Genomic DNA, 21458 nt, shown 5'->3' with positions numbered 1-21458 from the left:
GCAAACTGTCTCCACGCCCGCGTTCCTGACTTGACATACCCCCGATTCCCGCAGGCATGATCGGGTTGAATCGGGCAAGGGGGCCGTGTCCGGCACCTCACCCTTCACACCAGGAGCGTTGATGGGCAGACCATGTGTTCCCGGCTTTATCGGCGGCAAGACCCTTGACCGCACGCAGGCAAGGCCCGATGTCTTGCCCCCGTTGCGCGGGCGCGTGCCCGCGATGATGCCTGAGGATACCTGACCCGTGAACAGCCTGTCTCCCCGCCCCGGCGTGGCCACGCCACAAGCCAGCATGTCATCCACCAGGGGGCTTCATGTCATAACATGGGGCTGCCAGATGAACGTGTATGACAGCGAGCGGATGTCCGACGTGCTGCGCCCGCTCGGCTACCGGGCCGTGAGCACGCCTGATGCGGCTGACATGATCATCCTCAACACCTGCCACATCCGCGACCGCGCGGCGGAGAAGGTGTTCTCCGAACTCGGTCGCCTGCGCAAGGTCAAGGAGGCGCGCGCCGAGCAGGGTGCGGCCACCGTGCTTGCGGTGGCAGGCTGCGTGGCGCAGGCGGAGGGCAAGGAAATCCTGGCCCGCGCGCCCTATGTCGATATCGTGCTCGGCCCCCAGACCTATCACCGCCTGCCCGAGATGGTGGCACGCGCCGCCCGCGCGGCAGGTGCGGTGATCGAGACCGATTTCCCCGTCGAGCAGAAATTCGACTTCCTGCCCGCCGACCGCGCGACCCCTGCGGGCGGCTCCGCCTTTCTCACCATTCAGGAAGGATGCGACAAATTCTGCTCCTTCTGCGTCGTGCCCTACACGCGCGGGGCGGAAAGCAGCCGGCCCGCGCAGGCCGTGCTTGATGAGGCCCGCAGGCTCGTGGCTGGCGGCGTGCGCGAGATCACGCTTTTGGGCCAGAACGTGAATGCCTATCATGGTGAAGGTCCCGATGGCCGCACCTGGGGCCTTGCCCGCCTTGCCCGCGTGCTGGCGGGGGAACTGGGCATCGAGCGCATCCGCTACACCACGTCGCACCCGCGCGACATGGAGGATGACCTGATTGCGGCCCATCGCGACCTGCCGCAGCTCATGCCGTTCCTGCACCTGCCGGTACAGTCCGGCTCCGACCGGGTGCTCGCCGCCATGAACCGGGGCCACACGGCCGATGACTACCGCACGCTCGTGGCCCGCCTGCGTGATGCGCGGCCCGACCTTGCCCTGTCATCTGATTTCATCGTGGGCCATCCCGGCGAGACGGATGCCGATTTTGCCGACACGATGCGCCTGATTGACGAGATCGGCTTTGCGCAGGCCTATTCCTTCAAATACTCCTCCCGCCCCGGCACGCCCGCCGCAGGTGCCGGCATGCATGTGCCCGAGGACTTGAAGGATGCCCGTCTGCAGGAACTCCAGGCCATGCTGCGCGTGCAGCAGGATGCATTCAATGATGCAACCATAGGCCAGGTAGTGCCCGTGCTCTTTACGGGCCGGGGGCGCAAGCCCGGTCAGGTTTCGGGCAAGAGCCCATGGCTGCAGGCCGTGAGCGTTGAAGGCCCGGACAGCCTGATCGGCCAGATCGCCAATGTGGATATCCGCCACAGGTACACCAACTCGCTTGGTGGTATCCTGACAGAGGAGACAGACAGGGCTTGAGAGAACAGACACAATCCACGCTCCACGCCCCCCGTCGCAGCGGCGGGCGGCGTACCCCCGGTGGCACGGCCGCGGCCAATGACCGCACCGTGACCATGCAGTTTGAAGATAACGTGCTGCTGGCACAGCTTGTGGGCGACCATGACCGCCACCTGCTGCATCTTGAACGTGGATTTGATGTCCGGCTGGCCTGCCGGGGCAACCGCATCGCCATTACGGGTGCGGCCCAGCGGGTGGAACTGACACAGGCCACGCTAACCGAACTCTACCGCCGCGCAACAGCCGGGCAGGCAGTCGATACCGCCACCGTCGATACCGCCATCCGGCTGGCCGCCCATGCCTTTTCCGCACCCGCGCCACGCCATGTCACGGGAGGAGTGCCCCCCATGCCCGACACCCGTACCGCCACGGCACCGGCAGGCCCGTCACTTGCCGACCTGCCCACCATCATGACCCGGCGCGGCCCCGTGGCCCCGCGCTCGGTTGGCCAAGCTGAATACATGGCCATGCTCGCGCGGCAGGAAATGGTGTTTGGCCTCGGCCCGGCTGGCACCGGCAAGACCTACCTTGCCGTGGCCCAGGCCGTGGCCATGCTGCAGGCGGGCCAGGTTGACCGCATCGTGCTGTCGCGGCCTGCGGTGGAAGCAGGCGAGCGGCTGGGCTTCCTGCCTGGCGACCTGAAGGAAAAGATCGACCCCTACCTCCGCCCGCTGTATGACGCCCTGCATGACATGATGCCGGGCGATCAGGTGATCCGGCGCATGGGCACGGGCGAGATCGAGGTCGCGCCCCTCGCCTTCATGCGCGGGCGCACGCTGGCGCACTGTTTTGTCATTCTGGACGAGGCGCAGAACACCACGCCTGCCCAGATGAAGATGTTCCTCACCCGCATGGGTGAAGGCACGCGCATGGTCATTACCGGCGACCTGAGCCAGGTTGACCTGCCGCGTGGCGTGACATCCGGCCTACGGGAGGCGGTCGATACCCTAGACGGCCTGCCCGGGATCGGCATGATGCGATTTGAATCGCGTGACGTGGTGCGCCACCCGCTGGTGGCGCGTATAGTGGAGGCATACGACCAGCGTGCCGGGGCCGAACGCCGCCCCCACCGCGCCCGGTCGCAGCAGGAGAACGATGAAACCTCGAAGTAGCACAGGCCCTGCCCACAAGGGCGGGGTCGCAGCAGGGCGGGCCACGCAGGCCGCCCTGAAGGCCGGGCCTGACGGCCCCGATGTCACGGTGGCGGACAGGCGCTGGAACCGCGCCGTCCCCCACCCTGCCCGCGTGGTTGACCGCGCGGCGCGCGCCACGCTTATGGCCACGGGCTGCCACGGCCCGGTCACGGTGGTGCTGGCCGATGACCGCACGGTGGCCCGCATGAACTGGCAGCATCGCGGGCGCAACAAGCCCACCAATGTCCTGACATTCGAATACCCGATCGCGGGCGGCATATGGGGCGGCGACATCATCATCGCTTTTGAGACCGTGTCGCGCGAGGCGCATGCGGCAGGGCGCGATATGGCCGCCCATCTGGCGCATCTGGTGGTACATGGCGTGCTGCACCTGGCCGGATATGACCACCACCACCCCGGCGAGGCCCGCGAGATGGAAATGCTCGAAGCCCGCATCCTGTCCGGCCTTGGCGTTGCCAACCCATGGAAGCCGGGCCGCATGGTGAGCCGGGAGGCACGCTCATGAGCCGCCCCGGAACCGATGCCAACGAGGAGCCTCCGTCCGGATCGCGCGGCAAGGGATTCCTGTCGCTGTTCAGCCGCAGGCGCGCTGAACCGGGGCTGCGCCATTCCATTGCCGCGCTGGTCAAGGAAGCCGATGATGCGGCGGGGGATGACGCCAATCCCCACGCCTCCGAACTCGACCGGCAGGAGCGCGCGCTGCTGGCTAATGTGCTGCGCCTGCGCGGCATCACGGCGGATGACGTGATGATTCCACGCGCCGACATCGTGGCGATGCCGGTCGATATCAGCCTTGATGAGGCCCTGGCCATGATGCGGCGGGAAAACCATTCCCGCATGCCGGTCTATCGCGACCAGCTTGATGACATCGTGGGCATGATCCATGTGAAGGACCTGATTGCCTATGTCGGCACGTCGGAAGCCTTCCGCATGGAGCCGCTGCTGCGCCAGCCGCTCATGGTCGCCCCCCAGTTGCCCGTGCTCGACCTGCTTTTGCAGATGCGACTGCGGCATGTGCATCTTGCCCTCGTCATTGACGAGTACGGCGGCATCGACGGCCTCGTCACCATCGAGGATCTGATCGAGACCATCGTGGGCGATATTTCCGACGAGCATGACGAACCGACCGTGAGCATGGTGCGCGAACGCCCCGACGGCACGCTCGATGTCGATGCCCGCACCCCCGTCGCCGCCTTTGAGGAAAAAGTCGGCCCCGTGCTCACGCGCGAGGAACGCGAGGCCGAGATCGAGACCGTGGGCGGCCTGGTGTTCCGCCTCGCGGGCCATGTGCCCACGCGCGGCGAGATCGTGACGCATGAAAGCGGCATGGTGTTCCGCATCCTTGATTCGGATGCCCGCCATATCCGCCGCGTGCGCGTGCGTCTGCCCCCGCGCGAGGCAGCCCCGCAGCAGGCCTGACCGGATGGCGCGCCGGCACGGGCGCGCCATCCGATGGTGGCACGATGGATTTACGCGCGGCCCGCGCCGCCTTAATACTGATACCCACCGGGGCCATGCCCCACGCCTTCCCCTGTCCCCCACCGGAGAGTGACCGTAATGCCCATCACACGCCGCACCCTGCTTGCCCTTACCCCCACCCTCATGGCTGGTGGCCTGCTGTCTGGCCGGGCCATGGCGCAGGCGGCGGACCCGCGCCTGTCCATCCGCGCCGTGGGCAACCCTGCGGCCAAGGTGCATGTGGAGGAATTCTTCTCGCTCACCTGCACGCATTGCGCGCGTTTTGCTGCCGAGGTCTTCCCCGAAGTGCGCAGCAAGCTGATCGATACGGGCAAGGTGTACTACATTTTCCGCGATTTTCCGCTCGACCAGGTGGCGCTGACCGCCTGCATGGTCGCGCGCACGCTCGCCCCCGAACGCTATGAGCCGTTCGTACTTGCGCTGCTGTCCAGCCAGGATCACTGGGCCTTTGGCAAGGAACCGGCGGAAGCAGAGGCCGAGATCCAGAAAATGGCGGCCCTTGCCGGCATGTCGTCCGACCTGTTCCAGCAGACCATCCATGACGACAAGCTGCGCCATGCCATCATGGATGAGGAAGACCGCGCCCAGGCCCAGTACAAGATCGACGGCACCCCCACCTTCCGCTTCAATGACAAGGAGCAGGTGGCGCAGGAACTGACCTACGAGCAGTTTGCCCAGAAGGTTGAAGCGGCGGCCCGCTGAGCATGACCGCCCGTTTCGTCCGGCTGCGCATCGCAGGTTTCAAGAGTTTCGCTGACCCGGTCTCCGTCGAGATCCTGCCGGGCCTGACCGGCATTGTCGGGCCCAACGGGTGCGGCAAGTCCAACGTGGTCGAGGCCCTGCGCTGGGTCATGGGCGAAACCAATGCCCGCGCCCTGCGCGGCGGCGAAATGGATGACCTGATCTTCGCCGGCACCACCGCGCGAGCCGCCCGCAACATGGCGGAAGTGACCCTGACGCTGGAAGGGGCGGCCGAAATCGCCCCCGCCCCCTTTACCGGGCATGATGAGCTTCAGGTCTGCCGCCGGGCCGAGCGCGGGGCAGGTAGCGGCTACCGCATCAATGGCCGCACCACGCGCGGGCGCGACGTGCAGACCCTGTTTGCCGATCTGGCCTCGGGGGCGCGTTCATCGGCCATGGTCAGCCAGGGCCGCGTCTCGGCGCTGGTCAATGCCCGCCCCGAGGAACGGCGCAGCATTCTGGAGGAAGCAGCGGGCATTACCGGCCTGCATGGCCGCCGCCATGAGGCCGAACTCAAGCTGCGCGCGACCGAGGCCAATCTCGCCCGCGCGGAAGACCTGCGCCTGCAGCTCGAATCCCGGCTTGGTGACCTGCAAGAGCAGTCCGAACAGGCTTCCCGGTACCGCGAACTCTCGCAGGGCCTGCGCGAATCCGAGACTGCCCTTCTGGCATTGCTGCATGCCCGCGCCCACAAGGGCGTGGCCGAGGGCGAGGCGGGCCTGCACGCCGCCCGCACCGACCTCAGGGCCGCCGAAGAGATGGCCGAAACCGCCGTACTCACCGATTACGAAGTGACAAAGGCCCTGCCCGCCCTGCGCGAGGCACTGGATACGCGGCGCACGGCGCTCGAACGCTTCAAGGTCCGCGCCGAGACCATTGCCGAGGAACTGGCCCGCGCCGAAGCCGCGCTGGAGCAGGCACAGGCCCGCCTTGCCGAATGCGAGGGCGTGCATGTCTCAGCCCTTGCGCGGCGTGATGATGCCACTCTCATGCTCGGGCAGCTTGAGGCCGAGCGGGTTCAGGTAGAGGAACGCCTGTCCGTCCTGCCCGCCCTGCGTGAGGCAGCGCAGGCCGAATGCGCCACGCTGGCACAGGCCATGACCGAGATGGCGACCCGCGTGGAAGAGGCCACCACCACCGTGCGCGAGGCCGAACTGCAGACCACGCAGGCCCGCGAAGGGCTGGCCACCACCACCGCCGCGCATGAGCGCCTCGCAACCCAGCACGCAACCCTCGCCACCGAGATCGCGGCACTCGAAGCCGACATGCCGACGGCAGACGCCATCGCCGCCCATGACGAACAGATTACCTTGGCCGAGGCACAGGCTGCCCACGCCCTGAGCGCGCGCGAGGACGCTACCCGCGCCCATGCGGATGCCACGCTACAGGCTGACCTTGCCCGCAATGCCGCGACCGAGAGCCTGCGCGTGCATGCGCAGGCCACGCAGGATGCCGCCACCGCCGCCAGCAGGCTCGAAGCCCTTGCGCGCGACGTGGCAACGCTGGGCAATCATGTCAGCAACGCCCGCGCGGACCTTGTGCCCGAGGCCGAGCGCACGCGTCTGGCCGAAACTGCCACCGAGGCTGAAGCCACCCTTGATACCCTCCGCGCCGGACGCGCCACGGCGGAGGACGCCCGCGCTCAGGCAACACAGGCCGAAATTCAGGCCAATGCCCGCCTGAAGGAAGCCCGCGCCACCCGCACCGCCGTCGAGGAAGCCCTCCGCGCTGCCCAGGCGGCCCACAAGCGGGCACGCGACGAAGTCGATACGCTTGCCGCCAGCATGACCCGCCTGCGCGGGCAGGCCGTGCCCGATGCGGCCCTGCAGGCGCTCGTGGCAAAACGCGAATCCGCCGCCGCCGCACTGGAAGCCGCCCGCCAGCACATGGCCATGACTGAGGCCGCAAGCGTTGCCGCCACACAGGAAGATGAAGCCTGTGCCGCCCGCCTTGCCGAGGCCCGCGCCAGCCTGTCGGGCCTGGAAGCGGAAGCCGATGGCCTTGCCCGCGCCCTGCACAGCGACACACAGGCCGACCACGCCCACGGCGCGACGCTGGCCGACAGCCTGCATGTGCCCGCCGGGCTGGAAACCGCGCTGGCCGTGGTGCTGTCCGATGGGCTTGAGGCGGTGGTCAAGGGCACGGCCCCCCGCTCATGGCATGACCTGCCGCCCGCAACACCTGCGCCCTTTCCTGCCGCGGGGATCGAGCCGCTTTCCGCCGTGCTCGAGGCCCCGCCTGCCCTGTCACGCGCACTTGGCGCGGCAGGCCTGCTGCCTGATGGCATGGATGGAGCGGCCCTTCAGGCCAGCCTGACCGCAGGCCAGTGCCTTGTCACCCGCGAGGGCGCGCTATGGCGGTGGGATGGCTATACACAGGCCCCCAACCTGCCCGACCGCGCGGCACTCCGGCTCAAACAACTCGGCCGCCTGCGCAGCCTGCGCGCAGAACTCGAGCAGTTGCGCGCCACGCTTCCGGCGCTGGAACAGGCCGTACAGGCCGCTGCGACCACCCGCCAGCAGGCAGGCAAAGCCCTGACGGCGGCACGCGACGCCCGCATGGCCGCCGAGAACGCGCTGGAGACCGCCCGCGCGGCAGAGGCCGAGCTTTCCCGCCAGCACGCCACCATCTCGGCCCAGATCGATACGCTCTCGGTCCAGCAGGCCACGGCACAGGCTGCCCTGACGGATACCGAAGCCGCCTGCACGCGCGCCACCGCGCAGGAAGCCGACCTGCCCGATCTCGACCAACTGACTCGCGTCCAGCAGGAGGCGGCGCAGGCTGCAACACAGGCCCAGGAGGCAGAAAAGGCGCTGCGCACCCGCGTCCAGCATGCTGAAGCCGCACTTGAACAGGCCCGCCGCGCCCTGCAGGCTGCCACGACCCGGCATGGAGAAGCGGAGACACGCCTGCAGGCCCTGCTGCCCGAACAGGCCCGGCTGGAAAACGACCGCGACACCGCAAGCCAGGAACTGGCCACCCGGCGCGAACAGCTTGCCGCCCTGCCTGCCCCGGCACTGGCCGAGGATGCTGCCCGGCAGGCCACCGCTGCCGCGACGCAGGCGGCGCAGGCGCTGGAACAGGCCCGGATAGTGGTGGAAGACGCCACGACCCGGCTTGAACAGGCCCGCGCCGCACGCGCCGCCCTTGAGCAGAAAATGCGCGAGACCGGCGCCCGGCTTGAAGCCCGGCAGGCCCGCATGGCCGATCTGACCGACGGGTTGCAACAGGCACAGGCAGCCGTTGCGGCCGCTCGTGGCCGCCTTGAGGCCCTGCCCGACATGAGCGGGCTGGAACACGCGCTAGCCAGCCTGCGTGAACAGGCCGAGAGCCTGCGCACGCAGGAAACCGAACAGCGCGAGACCCTGGCCCGCCTGCACACCGAGGATGCCACGCTGCGCCAGCGCTTTGATGCATCCGGGCAGGACATGACGCAATGGACCGCCCGCGTGGAGGCCGCCAGCCTTGAAGCCGAGGCCGCCGAGACCCGCCTGCGCAACGCCCGGGCCGAGCATGAGCGCGTTGCCCCCCAACCAGTTGCCGTGCGCGAACGGCGCGATGCGATTGCAACCGAACTGGCGCAGCACGAAGCCAGCCATGATGTGGCCATGGAGGAACTGCAACAGGCCGAAACCCGCATGGCGGAAGTGCAGCAGGGCCGCCGCACGGCGGAAGAGGTGCTGACCGCAGCGCGTGAAGCCGTGGTCCGCGCCGAAGGCAGGCGCGAACAGGCACAGGTGCTGCTGGCCCAGTTGCAGGCGGACTCAACGCCGCCAGCGGGCGTGGTGCCCGCTGACCTGAGCGTGAACGCCGAGACCGGCCTGCGCCGCAAGGTCGCCCGCCTGACCCGCCAGCGCGATGAGCTTGGCCCGGTCAACCTACGTGCCGAGCTTGAAGCACAGGAGGCATCGGGCAAGATCGACACGATTCTGCATGAGCGTGACGAACTGCAATCAGCCATTGCCCGCCTGCGTGGCATGATCGGGCAGCTCAACCGTGAAGGGCGTGAGCGGCTGATGGCCGTGTTCTCGCAGATCGACCAGCATTTTCAGGCACTGTTTGCCCGCATGTTCAATGGTGGGCGCGCGCATCTGGGCATGGTGGGCAATGACGACCCGCTTCAGGCCGGGCTGGAAATCTATGCCCAGCCGCCGGGCAAGAAACTCGCAACACTTTCGCTGCTTTCTGGCGGAGAGCAGGCACTCACCGCGCTGTCGCTCATCTTTGCGGTGTTCCGCTGCAACCCTGCGCCAGTCTGCGTGCTTGATGAGGTCGATGCCCCGCTTGATGATGCCAATGTGGGCCGCTTCTGCGCCCTGCTCGCCGATATGGTGGCGGAAGCGGGCACGCGCTTCCTTGTCGTGACCCACCACCAGCTGACCATGGCGCATATGGACCGCCTGTATGGTGTGACCATGCAGGAGCGCGGGGTCAGCCGTGTGCTGTCGGTTGACCTCGAACGCGCGACCGAAATGGTGGATGCCGAACCGGTCAGATAACAGATTGACAAGAAAACGCCGCCTTTTTGAAAAAAGGCGGCACCCACAAACTGTTATGATTGCCGATAGATGGTGTGACGGGGGCGGTACCTGCCCGCATCCCGTCCACTACCAGCAGGCCCTTACGGCATCATGCTGCCGGTCTCGATGAAGCGCTGGTGCCATGACAGCGCCTCGTTCAGCAGGTGCGGCGACTGCTGGCCGAACGAGCCCGCACGGGCGCGCTTGTAGTAGTCCTGCAGCATCGGGCGGTAATCGGGGTGGGCGCAGTTGGCAATGATGACTTCCGCGCGCTGCTTGGGCGAGAGGCCACGCAGGTCGGCCAGCCCCTGTTCGGTCACGAGCACCTGCGAATCCTGCGTGATGTGATCGACGTGCGACGCCATGGGCACGATGGCCGAAATCTTGCCGCCCTTGGCGGTGGACGGCGTCATGAACACGGAAATATAGGCATTGCGGGCAAAATCACCCGAGCCGCCGATACCGTTCTGGATCTTGGAGCCCATGATCTGGGTTGAGTTCACGTTGCCATAGATATCCGATTCGATCAGGCCGTTCATGGCGATACAGCCCAGGCGGCGGATCAGGCCGGGATGGTTGCTGATATCCTGCGGGCGCAGGATGATCTTCTTCTGGAATTCGCGCATGCGGCTGTTGAGCGATTCCGCCGCTTCCGGGCTGAGCGAGAAGGCCGTAGCCGACGCCACCCGCATCTTGCCGCTTTCCAGCATGCCGAGCATGCCATCCTGAATCACCTCAGTGTAGGCGGTCAGGTCATCAAACGGACCTTCCTCAAGACCGCCCATCACGGCATTGGCTACGTTGCCCACGCCAGACTGCAGCGGCAGGAGCGAGGGCGGCAGGCGGCCCATCTTCACTTCATGGCGGAAGAATTCCATCAGGTGGCCAGCAATGCCGCGCGCGGTCTCGTCTGGCGGCGAGAACGGGGCGTTGCGGTCGGGCGCATTGGTCTCGACAATCGCCACGATCTTGGCGGGGTCGACCTTGAGCGAAGTGCCACCGATGCGGTCATCGGGGCGCAGCAGCGGAATGGGCTGGCGGTGCGGCGGCAGGGCGGCACCGTACCAGATGTCGTGCATGCCCTCGAGCGCTGCGTCCTGCCAGCTATTGACCTCGATGATCACCTGCTTGGCGGTGTCGAGCCATGTCTTGGAATTACCGACGGAAGAGGACGGCACGATGCTGCCATCTTCACGGATGGCGGTGGCCTCGATGATGGCGGTGTCGATCGTGCCAAAGAAACCCGCCCAGGCCATGGGAGCGACATGGCTGAGATGCATGTCGAGATATTCCGTCTCGCCCTTGTTGATGCGCGCGCGCAGGCCGGGATCGGAATTATAGGGCATGCGGAAGGAGATGCCGTTGACCTTGGCGAGCGCGCCATCAAGCTCCGGCCCGGTCGAAGCGCCCGTGAGCAGCCGGATGCGGTGCTCCTTGCCCTCGGCATGCGCGCGCTCCATCAATGCGGCAAGCGCCTGCGGCACGGCCTTGGGGTAACCGGCGCCGGTAAAGCCACTGGTGCCCACCGTGCTGCCCGGGCGGACAAGGGAGGCCGCCTGCTCGGCGGTGGTGATCTTGGCCCGGAGCGCCGCATTCCGGATTCGGGTGTGGTCGATCATGAACTTTCCCTCAAACTCTTATCGTTATGCCCGGCCGGTCGAGACCGCGCCGGATATGTCGTATGCCGTCGTCACGGCCCTGGCCGGGGCCGATCTGCCGGGGCGGCAGCACTGGCGCGGGTATTCCCTTTGCACCAGAGCGCCTCTCCCTGCGTTTCACTTCAGCATGACGCCTTCATCTGTTCTCCGTACTGCAGGCTACGTCACAACAAAAGAGTGTGACACAGCACCCGGACTCCGGTTGGCGGTTTCACGTTTGCTCCATCAGGCACGCCACCGGCAGGGGCTCAATACCTTCTGCCGGTCTGTGTCGGGGGTAATATATTCCGGTTTTTCCTGTACAATATCGTTACCCGGATGCAACCGGTTTGTGTCATTAAGGATACATTATTACCTATCCCCCTAGTGCATGGCGGCCAATCTTGTGAATAATAGGAGACCAGACCCAGCAAGGGGCACAACCCGGACCGGCCACCAACAGGAGAGGATTTTCGTTTGAGACGTCGATTTCCCTCTCATCGGCCTGTCATGGCACGGGATGCCATATTACCGTCCCCCGCCGAGCGGGAAGCCGCCATGCCTCCAGGCCCTCCTCCCCTGCCTGCGCACCCGCTGGCAGGGCTGCTGGCCGGTCGCCCCCTGCGCGTGGTGGGCGACGTGCATGGCGACCTGCATGCCTTCCGCCATGCTGCCGCGACCGACCGGTTTGTCATACAACTGGGCGACCTGGTGGATTACGGGCCGGACAGCGCGGGCGCGTTCCGGCTGATGCAGCGCCTGATCGATGAAGGGCGCGGCCTGTTCATACTGGGCAACCATGACCGCAAGCTGGCCCGCGCGCTGCAGGGCCGCAAGATGCGCCGCGACCCGCCGCTGATGGAAACGCTGGCCGCCTTTTTGCGCGAGGAGAACAGCGACGTGTACCAGCGCGCGCTGGCCGATCTTGCCCGCGCGCCCGCGTGGATCGTGCTGGGGCAGTCCATATTCGTGCATGGCGGCTTTCATGCCCGCATGCTGGGCGAACTGCCGCCGCCGGGGCTGGGCACGGTCACGCCCCTGCTGTCACGCGCCCTGTTTGGCGAGACGACGGGCCGCATGCAGAAGGATGGCTACCCCGAGCGCAGGCTGAACTGGGTCGATCATATTCCGCCGGGCTATACGGTCTATTGCGGGCATGACCGCCGCTCCACCGACGGGCGGCCCTGGGTGCGCCACGGCCGCATGGGCGGGCGGGCCATCTTTACCGATACCGGGGCTGGCAAGGGGGGGCATCTGGCGTGGATTGACCTCCCGCCGGTGCTGTAAGTCTTTTTTCATCCCCCTTTTTTTCAACGCAGGAGCGCGGACACAGATGAACACCACCGAGGCCAGACAGGATGCAGCCAGGCTCAAGCTCGAAGAGCTGCGCCGCAGCATCGATAACATCGATGCCGCCCTGATCTACATGCTGGCCGAGCGCTTTCGCCACACGCAGGCGGTCGGCAGGCTCAAGGCCACCAACGACATGCCGCCCGCCGACCTCGCGCGTGAGGCACGCCAGGTGGCCCGGCTGCGCGAACTCGCCACCGCCGCCCATCTGGACCCCGATTTTGCGGAAAAATTCCTGGCCTTCATCATCCGCGAGGTCATTCGCCACCATGAGGCCATTGCCGCGGGCACAGATCAGTAACCGCTGCCATGCCCCACCAGCTCGTACTTATGCGCCATGCCCAGGCCGCCCCCGCCGCGTTTGGCGATATCGGCGCGCAGGCCGACTTCAACCGCACGCTGACCCCGCATGGCCGTGACAGCGCACGCGCCCAGGGCGCGTGGCTGAGGGCGCGCGCCTTTGCCCCGCAACTGGTGCTTGTCAGCCCCGCGCAGCGCACGGTCGAAACGCTTGCGGCGCTGGGATCATTTTATGGCGATCAGAAACCCGATATCCGATATGTGAACGAACTGTATGAGGCAACCGCCGAAACAGTGCGCGACATGCTCTATGCCATTGCAGAAAAAACAAGCAATATCATGATATTAGGGCACAATCCGGCCTTGGGCGCCCTGGTGTTTGGTTGGGGGGCGCAACGTTGCCCGCCTGACCTTGAAGGGGCGATGCAGCGCGGCTTTCCACCGGCCTCGATCGCCTGCTTTACTGCCGAAAAACCATGGAATTCCGCCACCGATCGGGAAATCCACCTGAACGCCCTGTCTTGCCAATAATGTCATTGCTGCATGGGGGGGCATGGATTGCCACGCCGGGGGTTTCGTTCCTATCGTCAGAGCCGAGGCCCGATGACTGCCGCACCTTGCGGCACACAGGGCATATAATTTGGGCATATCCATAAACTGCCGCATGAACGGCAGAATGCCCGGAGGTTGGAGACATGGGCCCCCTGCCCCACCAGCGCAGGCGTGCCCCCAGGAGGAGAGTTGTAGATGAGCGAGTCCGGAAAAACTGCCACAATCTCGCTAAACGGCAAGGATGTTGCACTGCCCATGCTGTCCGGCACGATGGGGCCGGAGGTCGTCGACATCCGCAAGCTGCCTGCCCAGGCGGGCGTATTCACCTATGATCCCGGTTATGGCGAGACCGCGTCATGCTCCAGCAAGATCACCTTCATCGATGGTGAAAAGGGTGTGCTGCTGCATCGTGGCTACCCCATCGCGCAGTTGGCCGAACAGGCCACCTTCATGGAAGTGGCCTACCTGCTGCTCAACGGCGAACTGCCCGACAAGGCGCAGTACGACGGGTTTGTGAATTCCATCAAGCACCACACGCTGCTGCACGAGCAGATCCGCAATTTCTTCAACGGTTTCCGTCGTGATGCGCACCCCATGGCCATCCTGTGCGGCACGGTTGGCGCGCTGTCCTCCTTCTATCATGAAGGGCTGGATGTCTCGAATGCGACCACGCGCTACCAGTCGGCCATGCGCATCATAGCCAAGATCCCGACCATCGCGGCCTGGGCCTACAAATACACGCAGGGCGAGACATTCATCTACCCGCGCAATGACCTGTCCTACGCCGAGAACTTCCTGTCCATGATGTTCGCGGTGCCGAGCGAGCCCTACAAGATCAATCCGGTGCTGGCACGCGCCATGGACCGCATCCTGATCCTGCATGCCGACCATGAGCAGAATGCGTCGACCTCCACCGTGCGCCTTGCGGGCTCGACGGGGGCCAATCCGTTTGCGTGTATTTCCGCAGGTATCGCGGCGCTGTGGGGGCCTGCCCATGGCGGGGCCAACGAGGCGGTGCTGAAGATGCTGGCCGAGATCGGCCACAAGGACAACATCCCCGAGTTCATCGCCAAGGTGAAGGACAAGACCAGCGGCGTGCGCCTGATGGGCTTTGGCCACCGGGTGTACAAGAACTTCGACCCCCGCGCCAAGATCATGCAGGCCACCTGCCACGAGGTGCTTGGCGAGCTTGGCATCAAGGACGACCCGCTGCTCGACCTTGCGATCGAACTGGAAAAGATTGCGATTCACGACGAATATTTCGTCAAGCGCAGCCTGTACCCCAATGTCGATTTCTATTCCGGCATCATTCTCAAGGCCATGGGCATCCCCACCAGCATGTTCACCGTGCTGTTTGCCGTAGCCCGCACCACCGGCTGGATCAGCCAGTGGAAGGAAATGATCGAGGAACCCGGCCAGCGCATCGGCCGCCCCCGCCAGCTCTATACCGGCTCGCCCCAGCGCGACTTCGTGCCGTTTGACAAGCGGGCCTGAACGACGGCCCGGCCGCCAGGGGGCATATTGCCTCTCTGGCGGCCTTCTGACCCCAGGTCACATGTTTAAAAACACTTCCCGGTACCCCGCTTTTCAAACAGCCTGCGTTCCGGAAAAATTTCCGCAAGAAGCCTCATCAGGAACAACCTGATGATCACAGGCTGTTTTCAGACTATCCTCTGTCTGACCGAGGCACGCAAAAAGGGGCAACTGCTGATGCAGTTGCCCCTTTGGCTTTGAATGAAGGCCCCCCCTACGTCAGTCGCACTCACAGCCCGGCGTAGGGCCGGGGCGCTTCTGGATCACATGATGGTCGATCCATTCCGATACCAGACGCCTTGCCTCGTTGAGGGAGGATTCGGGGTGATGGATACGGTAGAGGGTCGTGCAGGCATGGAAAGCCGACACATCGCTGGTCCCGACGCCACGCAGTTCCTGGTAGGCGGTGATTACGGCACGCTCGCATTTGCGGGCGATGCGACTGTTTTCAACAGACACGATGCGATGATCCACTAGTGAGAATGATTATTAATATTGAGATACTAGAGCGAATACCCCGTGGGGGCAAGGTACCCCGGCACTCACACTCTGCTGATCCGGTCACGTTATATTTCCGATGCGGCCTTTTTTTGGCAATTCCGCCCCCATTGGCCCCGACACCGATGGATTTTCCGCCGTGTTGCGGTTAATCGTCTGTGCTGACATTCAGTACACGCAATTCATTTGGCCGGAGATAGGGTATGCACGACGCCACGGGGAATGGGGCAGGACTTTCAACAGGCACAACCGCATGGGACCGCGACGCAGCCCTCATGACCGCGCGCCTGCTGCTGGAAATCAAGGCCGTCAACTTCCGCCCCGATGATCCCTACACCCTGACCTCGGGCTGGAAATCCCCGGTCTATATCGATTGCCGCCGCATCATCTTCTTCCCCCGCGCACGCCAGAAAATCATGGAACTGGCAGTGGAAAAGATCGGCCGCCATGTCGGCTATGAAAGCATCGATGCCGTGGTGGGCGGCGAGACGGCGGGCATTCCCTTCGCGGCATGGATTGCGGATCGCATGATGGCGCCGATGGCCTATGTGCGCAAAAAGCCCAAGGGTTTTGGCCGCAATGCACAGATCGAGGGCGATGTGCCCGAGGGCATGCGCACCCTGCTGGTGGAAGACCTGACCACCGATGGCTCATCGAAGGTGCAGTTCGCCAACGCGCTGCGCAAGGCGGGCGCGATCGTGGACCACACCTTTGTCGTGTTCTTCTACGGCGTCTTCCCCGGTGCGTACCGTACGCTGGCGGATATGGACATCAGCCTGCACGCGCTGTGCACCTGGTGGGATGTGCTGGAAGCCTGCGCGGGCAAACCCTATTTCTCGGAAAAGGATGCCGCCGAGGTGCGTCGTTTCCTTGAAGACCCCTGCGCCTGGTCAGCCAAGCATGGCGGCGTAGGCAGCGCTGAAGAGGCGCTGGCGCTCAAGGCCAAGCGTGATGCCGGGGCCTGACCCACGGGCCAGTTGATGCCGCGCGTTCTTGCCTTCGATTCGGGAATTGGGGGACTGGGTGTTGTAGCCCAGCTCCGCCCGCTCCTGCCGGGCATACCGATCGACTATCTGGCCGATACGGCCGTATTCCCTTATGGCGAACAGCCCGATGCCCAGTTGCGCGCGCGGATCGTGCGCCTGGTGGGCGCGGCGATTGATCGCCTGCGGCCCAGCGTGGTGGTGGTGGCATGCAATACTGCCAGCACACTTGCACTCGACAGCCTGCGCGCGGCTTATGACGTGCCCTTCGTGGGCTGCGTGCCCCCCATAAAATGGGCTGCCGACCAGACCCGCACCGGCACGATCGGGCTGCTGGCCACGCGGGCTACCGTGCACCGCCCTTACCTGAAGGCCCTCAGTGCCCGCTTTGCGCCCAACTGCACCCTGCTCGCCCACGGTGCACGCGGCCTGGCGGACATGGCGGAAAACGCCTTTCGTGGCACCCCGCCCGACCCTGCCCTGCTCAGGGCGGAACTTGCGGGCCTGTTCGCTCAACCCGGCGGTAGCGCAATCGACGTGGTGGGCCTGGGCTGCACGCACTATACCTTCCTGCTCGACGCCATGCGTGACGCCATGCCGCCGCATGTCACCTGGCTGGACCCAGCCCCCGCCGTGGCCCGGCAGGTCGCCCGCGTGCTGGCCGCATGCCCTGTCCTGACAGGAGCCGTCTCTACTCTGCCTGACCAGTTCTGCTTTACCGCCCTACCGCGTGACCTCGCAGCCCTGGAGCCGGGACTATCGGCCCTTGGCTACAGGCAGGATGCGCTCAAGCCATTTGATGCCAGCCCGGCTATTGAACACAAAGCGTAAAAGTTCCCAAGTGCCGTCTTTCTTCAAGAAAGCAGCGTTGAACGAAGCTTTTTGAAAAAAGCTTCACCAAAAACTTCTTCTGATTTCCAGATTCTGGCGGGGGAGAAGCTTTCCGAGCCGCCCCTGAAGGGCATATCCTGCCCCGCAGCTACAGGACTCCGGTGCCCCGCCTGCTAGCGCAGGCGGTTGACGGTGTAGCTCGCCGTATCCTGCAACATCTGGCGCAGGCGACCGGGCGGAAAGATGGACAGCGCCTCACGCGCCGCATCGGCATATTCCGTCGCACGGTCAAGGGTGATGCGGATGGCACCGGTCTGCTCGATCAGGCGCAGGGCATGATCCAGATCCTCGGGCTTCTGCTCGCTTTCCTCGATCACGCGCTGCCAGAAGGCACGGTCCTCGGCCGAGCCCGCAGCATAGGCTGCCAGCACCGGCAGGGTGATCTTGCCTTCACGGAAGTCATCACCCACCGTCTTGCCCAGGCGGGCCTGATCGGCGGCATAATCCAGCGCGTCATCAACCAGCTGAAAGGCCATGCCCAGATTGGTGCCGTAGGATTCGAGCGCACGCTCTTCCTCCTCGCCCCGATCGGCCACGACAGCCCCCACGCGGCAGGCTGCGGCGAACAGTGCCGCAGTTTTGCCATGAATGACTTCCAGATACTGATCAATCTGTGTTGAGAGGTCATTTTGCGTGGACATCTGCAGCACTTCCCCTTCCGCAATGGTGGCGGAAGCGGATGAGAGGATATTCATGACCTTGAGCGAGCCATCATCCGTCATGAGCTGGAACGAGCGGGCGAACAGGAAGTCCCCCACCAGAACCGAGGCCTTGTTGCCGAACACCGCATTGGCGCTGGCCATGCCCCGGCGCAGCGAGCTTTCATCCACCACGTCATCATGCAGCAGCGTTGCCGTGTGGATGAACTCCACGCAGGCGGCCAGGGCCACGTGGCGCTGGTGCGTGGCATCGGGCTGGTAGCCGCACAGCCGGGCGGAGGCCAGTGTCAGCAGCGGGCGCAGCCGCTTGCCACCGGCGGCCACAAGGTGGGCTGCAAGCTGGGGAATAAGGGCGACCGGGCTGTCCATCCGCTCGACAATGGCGCGGTTGCACGCCGCCATGTCATCCGCAAGATATTCCGCCAGATCGCGCAGGGCGACTTCTGATCCATCTGCCATCGGGCGGCGAGCCCCTTCGTCTTTCTGACTTGCCGTTTCGTCGGATTCCGGCAGACTAACTGCTAGGGCCAAAAGGTTACTCTCCCGGTTCCGAATGTATGAACATAGAATGAGTATATGGGCGGCGCTGGAATAACGGTCAAGCCGGAGCACACAGGCACACGGCACGGAGCGGCGCATGACCTGCCTCTCCCCCCCACAGGCATGGACCCTGTAACCACAGGCCACCTGCTGGGCGGAAAGGTGGTCTATCGCCAGTTTTCGACCGGAAACAGGACCGGACTTGAGCCTGTTCTGATGGCTGCTTTCGTGCCCGCACGCCCCGGCCAGCTCGTAATGGAAGGTGGATGCGGCGCGGGTGCCGGACTGCTCTGCCTGTCGAATCGGGTACCCCGCCTGACCGGAATCGGGCTGGAGCATGATGGCGCCACCGCAGCACTGGCCCGGCACAACTTCATGCTCAACCATTGCCACGCCCTGCATGTGCGCCATGCCACCCTGCCTGCCCTGCCCGATGACCCGCTGCTGTCCGGCCCCGGCCTGCGCCGCATCGACCATGCCTTTGCCAACCCGCCATGGCATGGGCAGGATTCGTCAGCCTCGCCCCACAGCCAGCGCGATCTAGCGCGCCGCCTGCCCACCGGCGCGCTGGGCGGCTGGGTGCGTGCTCTCGCCGCCCAGTTGCGCCACCACGGCACGCTGACGCTGGCCCTGCCATGCAGCCTGCTGGCAGCCTGCTGCACGGCCATGGAGAGCGCGCAGCTGGGCCGGATCAGGGTGCTGCCCTTCTGGCCCCGCGCGGGGCAGGCAGCGCGGATCATGCTGGTGCAGGGACGGGCAAATTCACGCGCCGGCAGCGAAATGCTGCCCGGCCTTGTGCTGCATGAGGCAGATGGGCGCTTTACGCCACAGGCCCGCGCCATACTGGAGCAGGGCATGCCGCTTACGGCCTGAACGACGCATGGATTTTTGCAAAGAATAAAAGTCTCCGGGCGCTGCCTTTTTTCCAAAAAGGCGGCGTTCTCTCAAAGCTTTTTTAAAAAAGCTTCACCAGAAACTTTTCCCCCTGACCTTACTGGCAGGCGAGGCATTCCTCATAGTCACCCGATGTCGCGGGAGGGCTGGCGCCATCCTTGGGCGGCACGTCGCGCTTTTCCTGGCCATCGCTCACCGCATCGGCGCGCTGGATGGATAGCGAGCGGCAGTAATACAGCGATTTCACCCCCCGCTTCCAGGCCATGTAATGGATCTGGTGCAGGTCGCGCTTGTGCACGTTGGCAGGCAGGAAGATGTTGATCGACTGCGCCTGGCAGATGAACGGCGCGCGATCCGCCGCATGCTCGATCACCCAGCGCTGGTCGAGTTCGAACGCGGTCTTGAACACGTCCTTCTCCTGCTGGGTCAGGAAGTCGAGATGCTGCACGCTGCCCTTGTTGAGCGTGATGGACGACCAGACATCGCTGGTGTTCCGGCCCTTGCTGGTCAGCAGCTTGTCAAGGTGGCGGTTGCGCACGGTAAACGAGCCGGACAGCGTTTTTTGCAGGAACACATTGGCCGCGATCGGCTCGATGCCGGGGCTGGCATTGCCCGCAATGATGGAAATCGATGCCGTGGGCGCGATCGCCATCTTGTTGGAGAAGCGCTCCATCACGCCATATTCCGCCGCATCCGGGCACGGTCCACGCTCTTCAGCCAGCTTGCGCGAGGCGGCATCGGCCTGCGCGCGGATATGCTGGAAAATCCTGCGGTTCCAGCTCTTGGCCACAACGCTCTCGAACGGCACGTTCTTGGCCTGCAGGAAGGAGTGGAACCCCATGACCCCCAGCCCCACCGAGCGTTCGCGCATGGCGGCGTAGCGGGCGCGCTCCATGTCATCGGGTGCGCGGTCAATGAAGTCCTGCAGCACGTTGTCGAGGAACAGCATCACATCCTCGATGAACTGCGGATCATCCTTCCATTCATCCCATGTTTCGAGATTGAGCGAGGAGAGGCAGCACACCGCCGTGCGCTCACGGCCGTGGTGATCCATGCCGGTGGGCAGCGTAATCTCGGCGCACAGGTTCGATGTCTTGACCTCGAGCCCCGCCAGCTTGTGGTGCTCGGGGCGGGCGTTATTCACGTGGTCGGAATAGATGATGTACGGCTCGCCCTGCTCCATGCGCGCGGTCAGGATGCGAATCCACAACGCACGGGCCGAAACCTTGCGGATGACCGTGTTGTCCTTGGGGGAGAGCAGCGCCCATTCATCATCATCGGCCACCGCGCGCATGAACGCATCCGACACCAGCACGCCGTGATGCAGGTTGAGCGCCTTGCGGTTGGGGTCGCCGCCGGTCGGGCGGCGCAGTTCGATGAATTCCTCGATCTCGGGATGCCAGACCGGCAGGTACACCGCAGCCGAGCCGCGCCGCAGCGAGCCCTGGCTGATGGCCAGCGTCAGGCTGTCCATCACGCGGATGAAGGGAATGACGCCCGAGGTCTTGCCGTTGCGACCCACGTTCTCGCCAATCGAGCGCAGGTTGCCCCAGTAGGAGCCGATGCCACCGCCTTTTGAGGCCAGCCACACATTCTCGTTCCACAGGTCAACGATACCGCGCAGGCTGTCATTGGCCTCGTTGAGGAAGCACGAGATGGGCAGCCCCCGCGAGGTGCCGCCATTGGAGAGCACCGGGGTGGCCGGCATGAACCAGTGCCGCGAGATGTAGTCATACAGCCGCTGGGCATGGGCGGGGCTGGCCCCGTAATACGAGGCCACGCGGCCAAACAGGTCCTGATAGCTCTCATCTGGCAGGAGGTAGCGGTTGTTGAGCGTTGCCTTGCCAAACGCCGTGAGCAGCGCATCGCGGGAATGGTCCACGCGCACGGGATGATGACCGGGAAGCTGGACCACGCTGTCCAGCATGTCAGACGTGTCAGGCATGGGCGTACTGTCCTTTCCCTGGACGATCCCATCCCCGTTGGCAGAACGATCGGCCATGCCGCCGGATACGTCATCCAGGACCATTTACA

At 65.0% G+C, this 21458-nt stretch carries 18 protein-coding genes; 14 read left to right on the top strand and 4 right to left on the bottom strand.

Features of this window, described 5'->3' with window-relative positions; translation table 11 throughout:
* The first annotated feature begins 121 nt into the window (after window positions 1-121).
* The 7 genes from FMA36_RS19755 (at window position 122) to FMA36_RS12375 (ending at window position 9566) form a co-directional block, all read left to right on the top strand.
* Entirely contained in the window at window positions 122-244 is a 123-nt protein-coding gene (locus FMA36_RS19755; protein ID WP_276612582.1) for a hypothetical protein, read from the top strand.
* 51 nt (window positions 245-295) lie between these two features.
* Window positions 296-1654, top strand: coding sequence for a tRNA (N6-isopentenyl adenosine(37)-C2)-methylthiotransferase MiaB (miaB, locus tag FMA36_RS12400; RefSeq protein WP_167518060.1), 1359 nt, complete (start codon window positions 296-298; stop codon window positions 1652-1654).
* Between the two features lie 89 nt (window positions 1655-1743).
* Window positions 1744-2805 carry a PhoH family protein gene (locus FMA36_RS12395; protein ID WP_159263920.1) on the top strand — a complete coding sequence of 354 codons (1062 nt, stop codon included), beginning with the start codon at window positions 1744-1746 and terminating at the stop codon, window positions 2803-2805.
* On the top strand, window positions 2789-3352 hold the full coding sequence (gene ybeY, locus FMA36_RS12390) for an rRNA maturation RNase YbeY (RefSeq protein WP_159262641.1): 564 nt from the start codon (window positions 2789-2791) through the stop codon (window positions 3350-3352). Before FMA36_RS12395 ends, ybeY begins: the two co-directional genes overlap by 17 nt.
* Complete coding sequence (locus tag FMA36_RS12385; protein WP_159262639.1) at window positions 3349-4266, top strand: hemolysin family protein; 918 nt, start codon at window positions 3349-3351, stop codon at window positions 4264-4266. Before ybeY ends, FMA36_RS12385 begins: the two co-directional genes overlap by 4 nt.
* 138 nt (window positions 4267-4404) lie before the next feature.
* The gene (locus FMA36_RS12380) at window positions 4405-5028 is read left to right on the top strand and encodes a thioredoxin domain-containing protein (RefSeq protein WP_159262637.1); all 624 of its coding nucleotides are present in this window, start codon (window positions 4405-4407) and stop codon (window positions 5026-5028) included.
* A 2-nt stretch (window positions 5029-5030) separates the two neighbouring features.
* Window positions 5031-9566 carry an AAA family ATPase gene (locus FMA36_RS12375; protein WP_159262635.1) on the top strand — a complete coding sequence of 1512 codons (4536 nt, stop codon included), beginning with the start codon at window positions 5031-5033 and terminating at the stop codon, window positions 9564-9566.
* A 122-nt stretch (window positions 9567-9688) separates the two neighbouring features.
* Here the strand turns inward: FMA36_RS12375 and FMA36_RS12370 are convergent, their stop codons facing one another.
* Window positions 9689-11206 carry an acetyl-CoA hydrolase/transferase family protein gene (locus FMA36_RS12370; protein WP_159262633.1) on the bottom strand — a complete coding sequence of 506 codons (1518 nt, stop codon included), beginning with the start codon at window positions 11204-11206 and terminating at the stop codon, window positions 9689-9691.
* 576 nt (window positions 11207-11782) lie between these two features.
* Here FMA36_RS12370 and FMA36_RS12365 point away from each other — a divergent pair.
* The 4 genes from FMA36_RS12365 (at window position 11783) to gltA (ending at window position 14920) form a co-directional block, all read left to right on the top strand.
* Window positions 11783-12511 carry a metallophosphoesterase gene (locus FMA36_RS12365; RefSeq protein ID WP_240906347.1) on the top strand — a complete coding sequence of 243 codons (729 nt, stop codon included), beginning with the start codon at window positions 11783-11785 and terminating at the stop codon, window positions 12509-12511.
* A gap of 46 nt (window positions 12512-12557) precedes the next feature.
* Entirely contained in the window at window positions 12558-12875 is a 318-nt protein-coding gene (locus tag FMA36_RS12360; protein ID WP_159262631.1) for a chorismate mutase, read from the top strand.
* Window positions 12876-12883: 8 nt separating this feature from the next.
* Window positions 12884-13405 (top strand): SixA phosphatase family protein, encoded by a 522-nt coding sequence (locus FMA36_RS12355; RefSeq protein WP_159262628.1) that lies wholly within the window; start codon window positions 12884-12886, stop codon window positions 13403-13405.
* A gap of 216 nt (window positions 13406-13621) precedes the next feature.
* Window positions 13622-14920 (top strand): citrate synthase, encoded by a 1299-nt coding sequence (gene gltA, locus FMA36_RS12350; RefSeq protein WP_159262626.1) that lies wholly within the window; start codon window positions 13622-13624, stop codon window positions 14918-14920.
* A gap of 258 nt (window positions 14921-15178) precedes the next feature.
* Here the strand turns inward: gltA and FMA36_RS12345 are convergent, their stop codons facing one another.
* Window positions 15179-15433, bottom strand: a complete 255-nt coding sequence (locus tag FMA36_RS12345) for a hypothetical protein (RefSeq protein ID WP_159262624.1) — start codon at window positions 15431-15433, stop codon at window positions 15179-15181.
* Window positions 15434-15660: 227 nt separating this feature from the next.
* On the opposite strand from FMA36_RS12345, the gene FMA36_RS12340 reads away from it, so the two are divergent.
* Complete coding sequence (locus FMA36_RS12340; protein ID WP_061273257.1) at window positions 15661-16422, top strand: orotate phosphoribosyltransferase; 762 nt, start codon at window positions 15661-15663, stop codon at window positions 16420-16422.
* Between the two features lie 15 nt (window positions 16423-16437).
* The gene (gene murI / locus FMA36_RS12335; RefSeq protein WP_159262622.1) at window positions 16438-17271 is read left to right on the top strand and encodes a glutamate racemase; all 834 of its coding nucleotides are present in this window, start codon (window positions 16438-16440) and stop codon (window positions 17269-17271) included.
* Between the two features lie 173 nt (window positions 17272-17444).
* Here the strand turns inward: murI and FMA36_RS12330 are convergent, their stop codons facing one another.
* A complete protein-coding gene (locus FMA36_RS12330; protein WP_159262620.1) occupies window positions 17445-18449 on the bottom strand; it encodes a polyprenyl synthetase family protein in 1005 nt (334 codons plus the stop codon).
* 204 nt (window positions 18450-18653) lie between these two features.
* On the opposite strand from FMA36_RS12330, the gene FMA36_RS12325 reads away from it, so the two are divergent.
* Entirely contained in the window at window positions 18654-19403 is a 750-nt protein-coding gene (locus FMA36_RS12325) for a tRNA1(Val) (adenine(37)-N6)-methyltransferase (RefSeq protein ID WP_159262618.1), read from the top strand.
* Between the two features lie 118 nt (window positions 19404-19521).
* Here FMA36_RS12325 and FMA36_RS12320 read toward each other — a convergent pair whose 3' ends face one another.
* The gene (locus tag FMA36_RS12320; protein WP_240906346.1) at window positions 19522-21369 is read right to left on the bottom strand and encodes a ribonucleoside-diphosphate reductase subunit alpha; all 1848 of its coding nucleotides are present in this window, start codon (window positions 21367-21369) and stop codon (window positions 19522-19524) included.
* Window positions 21370-21458: the final 89 nt, after the last annotated feature.

The organism is Komagataeibacter xylinus, assembly GCF_009834365.1.
Classification (GTDB): Bacteria; Pseudomonadota; Alphaproteobacteria; order Acetobacterales; family Acetobacteraceae; genus Komagataeibacter; species Komagataeibacter xylinus_D.
The sequence above is the reverse complement of the archived record's forward strand: the minus strand, read 5'-3'. Positions and strand labels throughout refer to the sequence as shown.

Excerpts from the sequence above, each read along its gene's own strand:
- murI (WP_159262622.1), top strand. The coding sequence starts at position 16,438 with ATGCCGCGCGTTCTTGCCTTCGATTCGGGAATTGGGGGACTGGGTGTT.
- miaB (WP_167518060.1), top strand. The coding sequence starts at position 296 with ATGTCATCCACCAGGGGGCTTCATGTCATAACATGGGGCTGCCAGATG.
- FMA36_RS12370 (WP_159262633.1), bottom strand. The coding sequence starts at position 11,206 with ATGATCGACCACACCCGAATCCGGAATGCGGCGCTCCGGGCCAAGATC.
- gltA (WP_159262626.1), top strand. The coding sequence starts at position 13,622 with ATGAGCGAGTCCGGAAAAACTGCCACAATCTCGCTAAACGGCAAGGAT.
- FMA36_RS12330 (WP_159262620.1), bottom strand. The coding sequence starts at position 18,449 with ATGGCAGATGGATCAGAAGTCGCCCTGCGCGATCTGGCGGAATATCTT.
- FMA36_RS12325 (WP_159262618.1), top strand. The coding sequence starts at position 18,654 with ATGGACCCTGTAACCACAGGCCACCTGCTGGGCGGAAAGGTGGTCTAT.
- FMA36_RS12360 (WP_159262631.1), top strand. The coding sequence starts at position 12,558 with ATGAACACCACCGAGGCCAGACAGGATGCAGCCAGGCTCAAGCTCGAA.
- FMA36_RS12355 (WP_159262628.1), top strand. The coding sequence starts at position 12,884 with ATGCCCCACCAGCTCGTACTTATGCGCCATGCCCAGGCCGCCCCCGCC.
- FMA36_RS12385 (WP_159262639.1), top strand. The coding sequence starts at position 3,349 with ATGAGCCGCCCCGGAACCGATGCCAACGAGGAGCCTCCGTCCGGATCG.
- FMA36_RS12375 (WP_159262635.1), top strand. The coding sequence starts at position 5,031 with ATGACCGCCCGTTTCGTCCGGCTGCGCATCGCAGGTTTCAAGAGTTTC.
- ybeY (WP_159262641.1), top strand. The coding sequence starts at position 2,789 with ATGAAACCTCGAAGTAGCACAGGCCCTGCCCACAAGGGCGGGGTCGCA.
- FMA36_RS12380 (WP_159262637.1), top strand. The coding sequence starts at position 4,405 with ATGCCCATCACACGCCGCACCCTGCTTGCCCTTACCCCCACCCTCATG.
- FMA36_RS12340 (WP_061273257.1), top strand. The coding sequence starts at position 15,661 with ATGCACGACGCCACGGGGAATGGGGCAGGACTTTCAACAGGCACAACC.
- FMA36_RS12320 (WP_240906346.1), bottom strand. The coding sequence starts at position 21,369 with ATGCCTGACACGTCTGACATGCTGGACAGCGTGGTCCAGCTTCCCGGT.
- FMA36_RS12365 (WP_240906347.1), top strand. The coding sequence starts at position 11,783 with ATGCCTCCAGGCCCTCCTCCCCTGCCTGCGCACCCGCTGGCAGGGCTG.
- FMA36_RS19755 (WP_276612582.1), top strand. The coding sequence starts at position 122 with ATGGGCAGACCATGTGTTCCCGGCTTTATCGGCGGCAAGACCCTTGAC.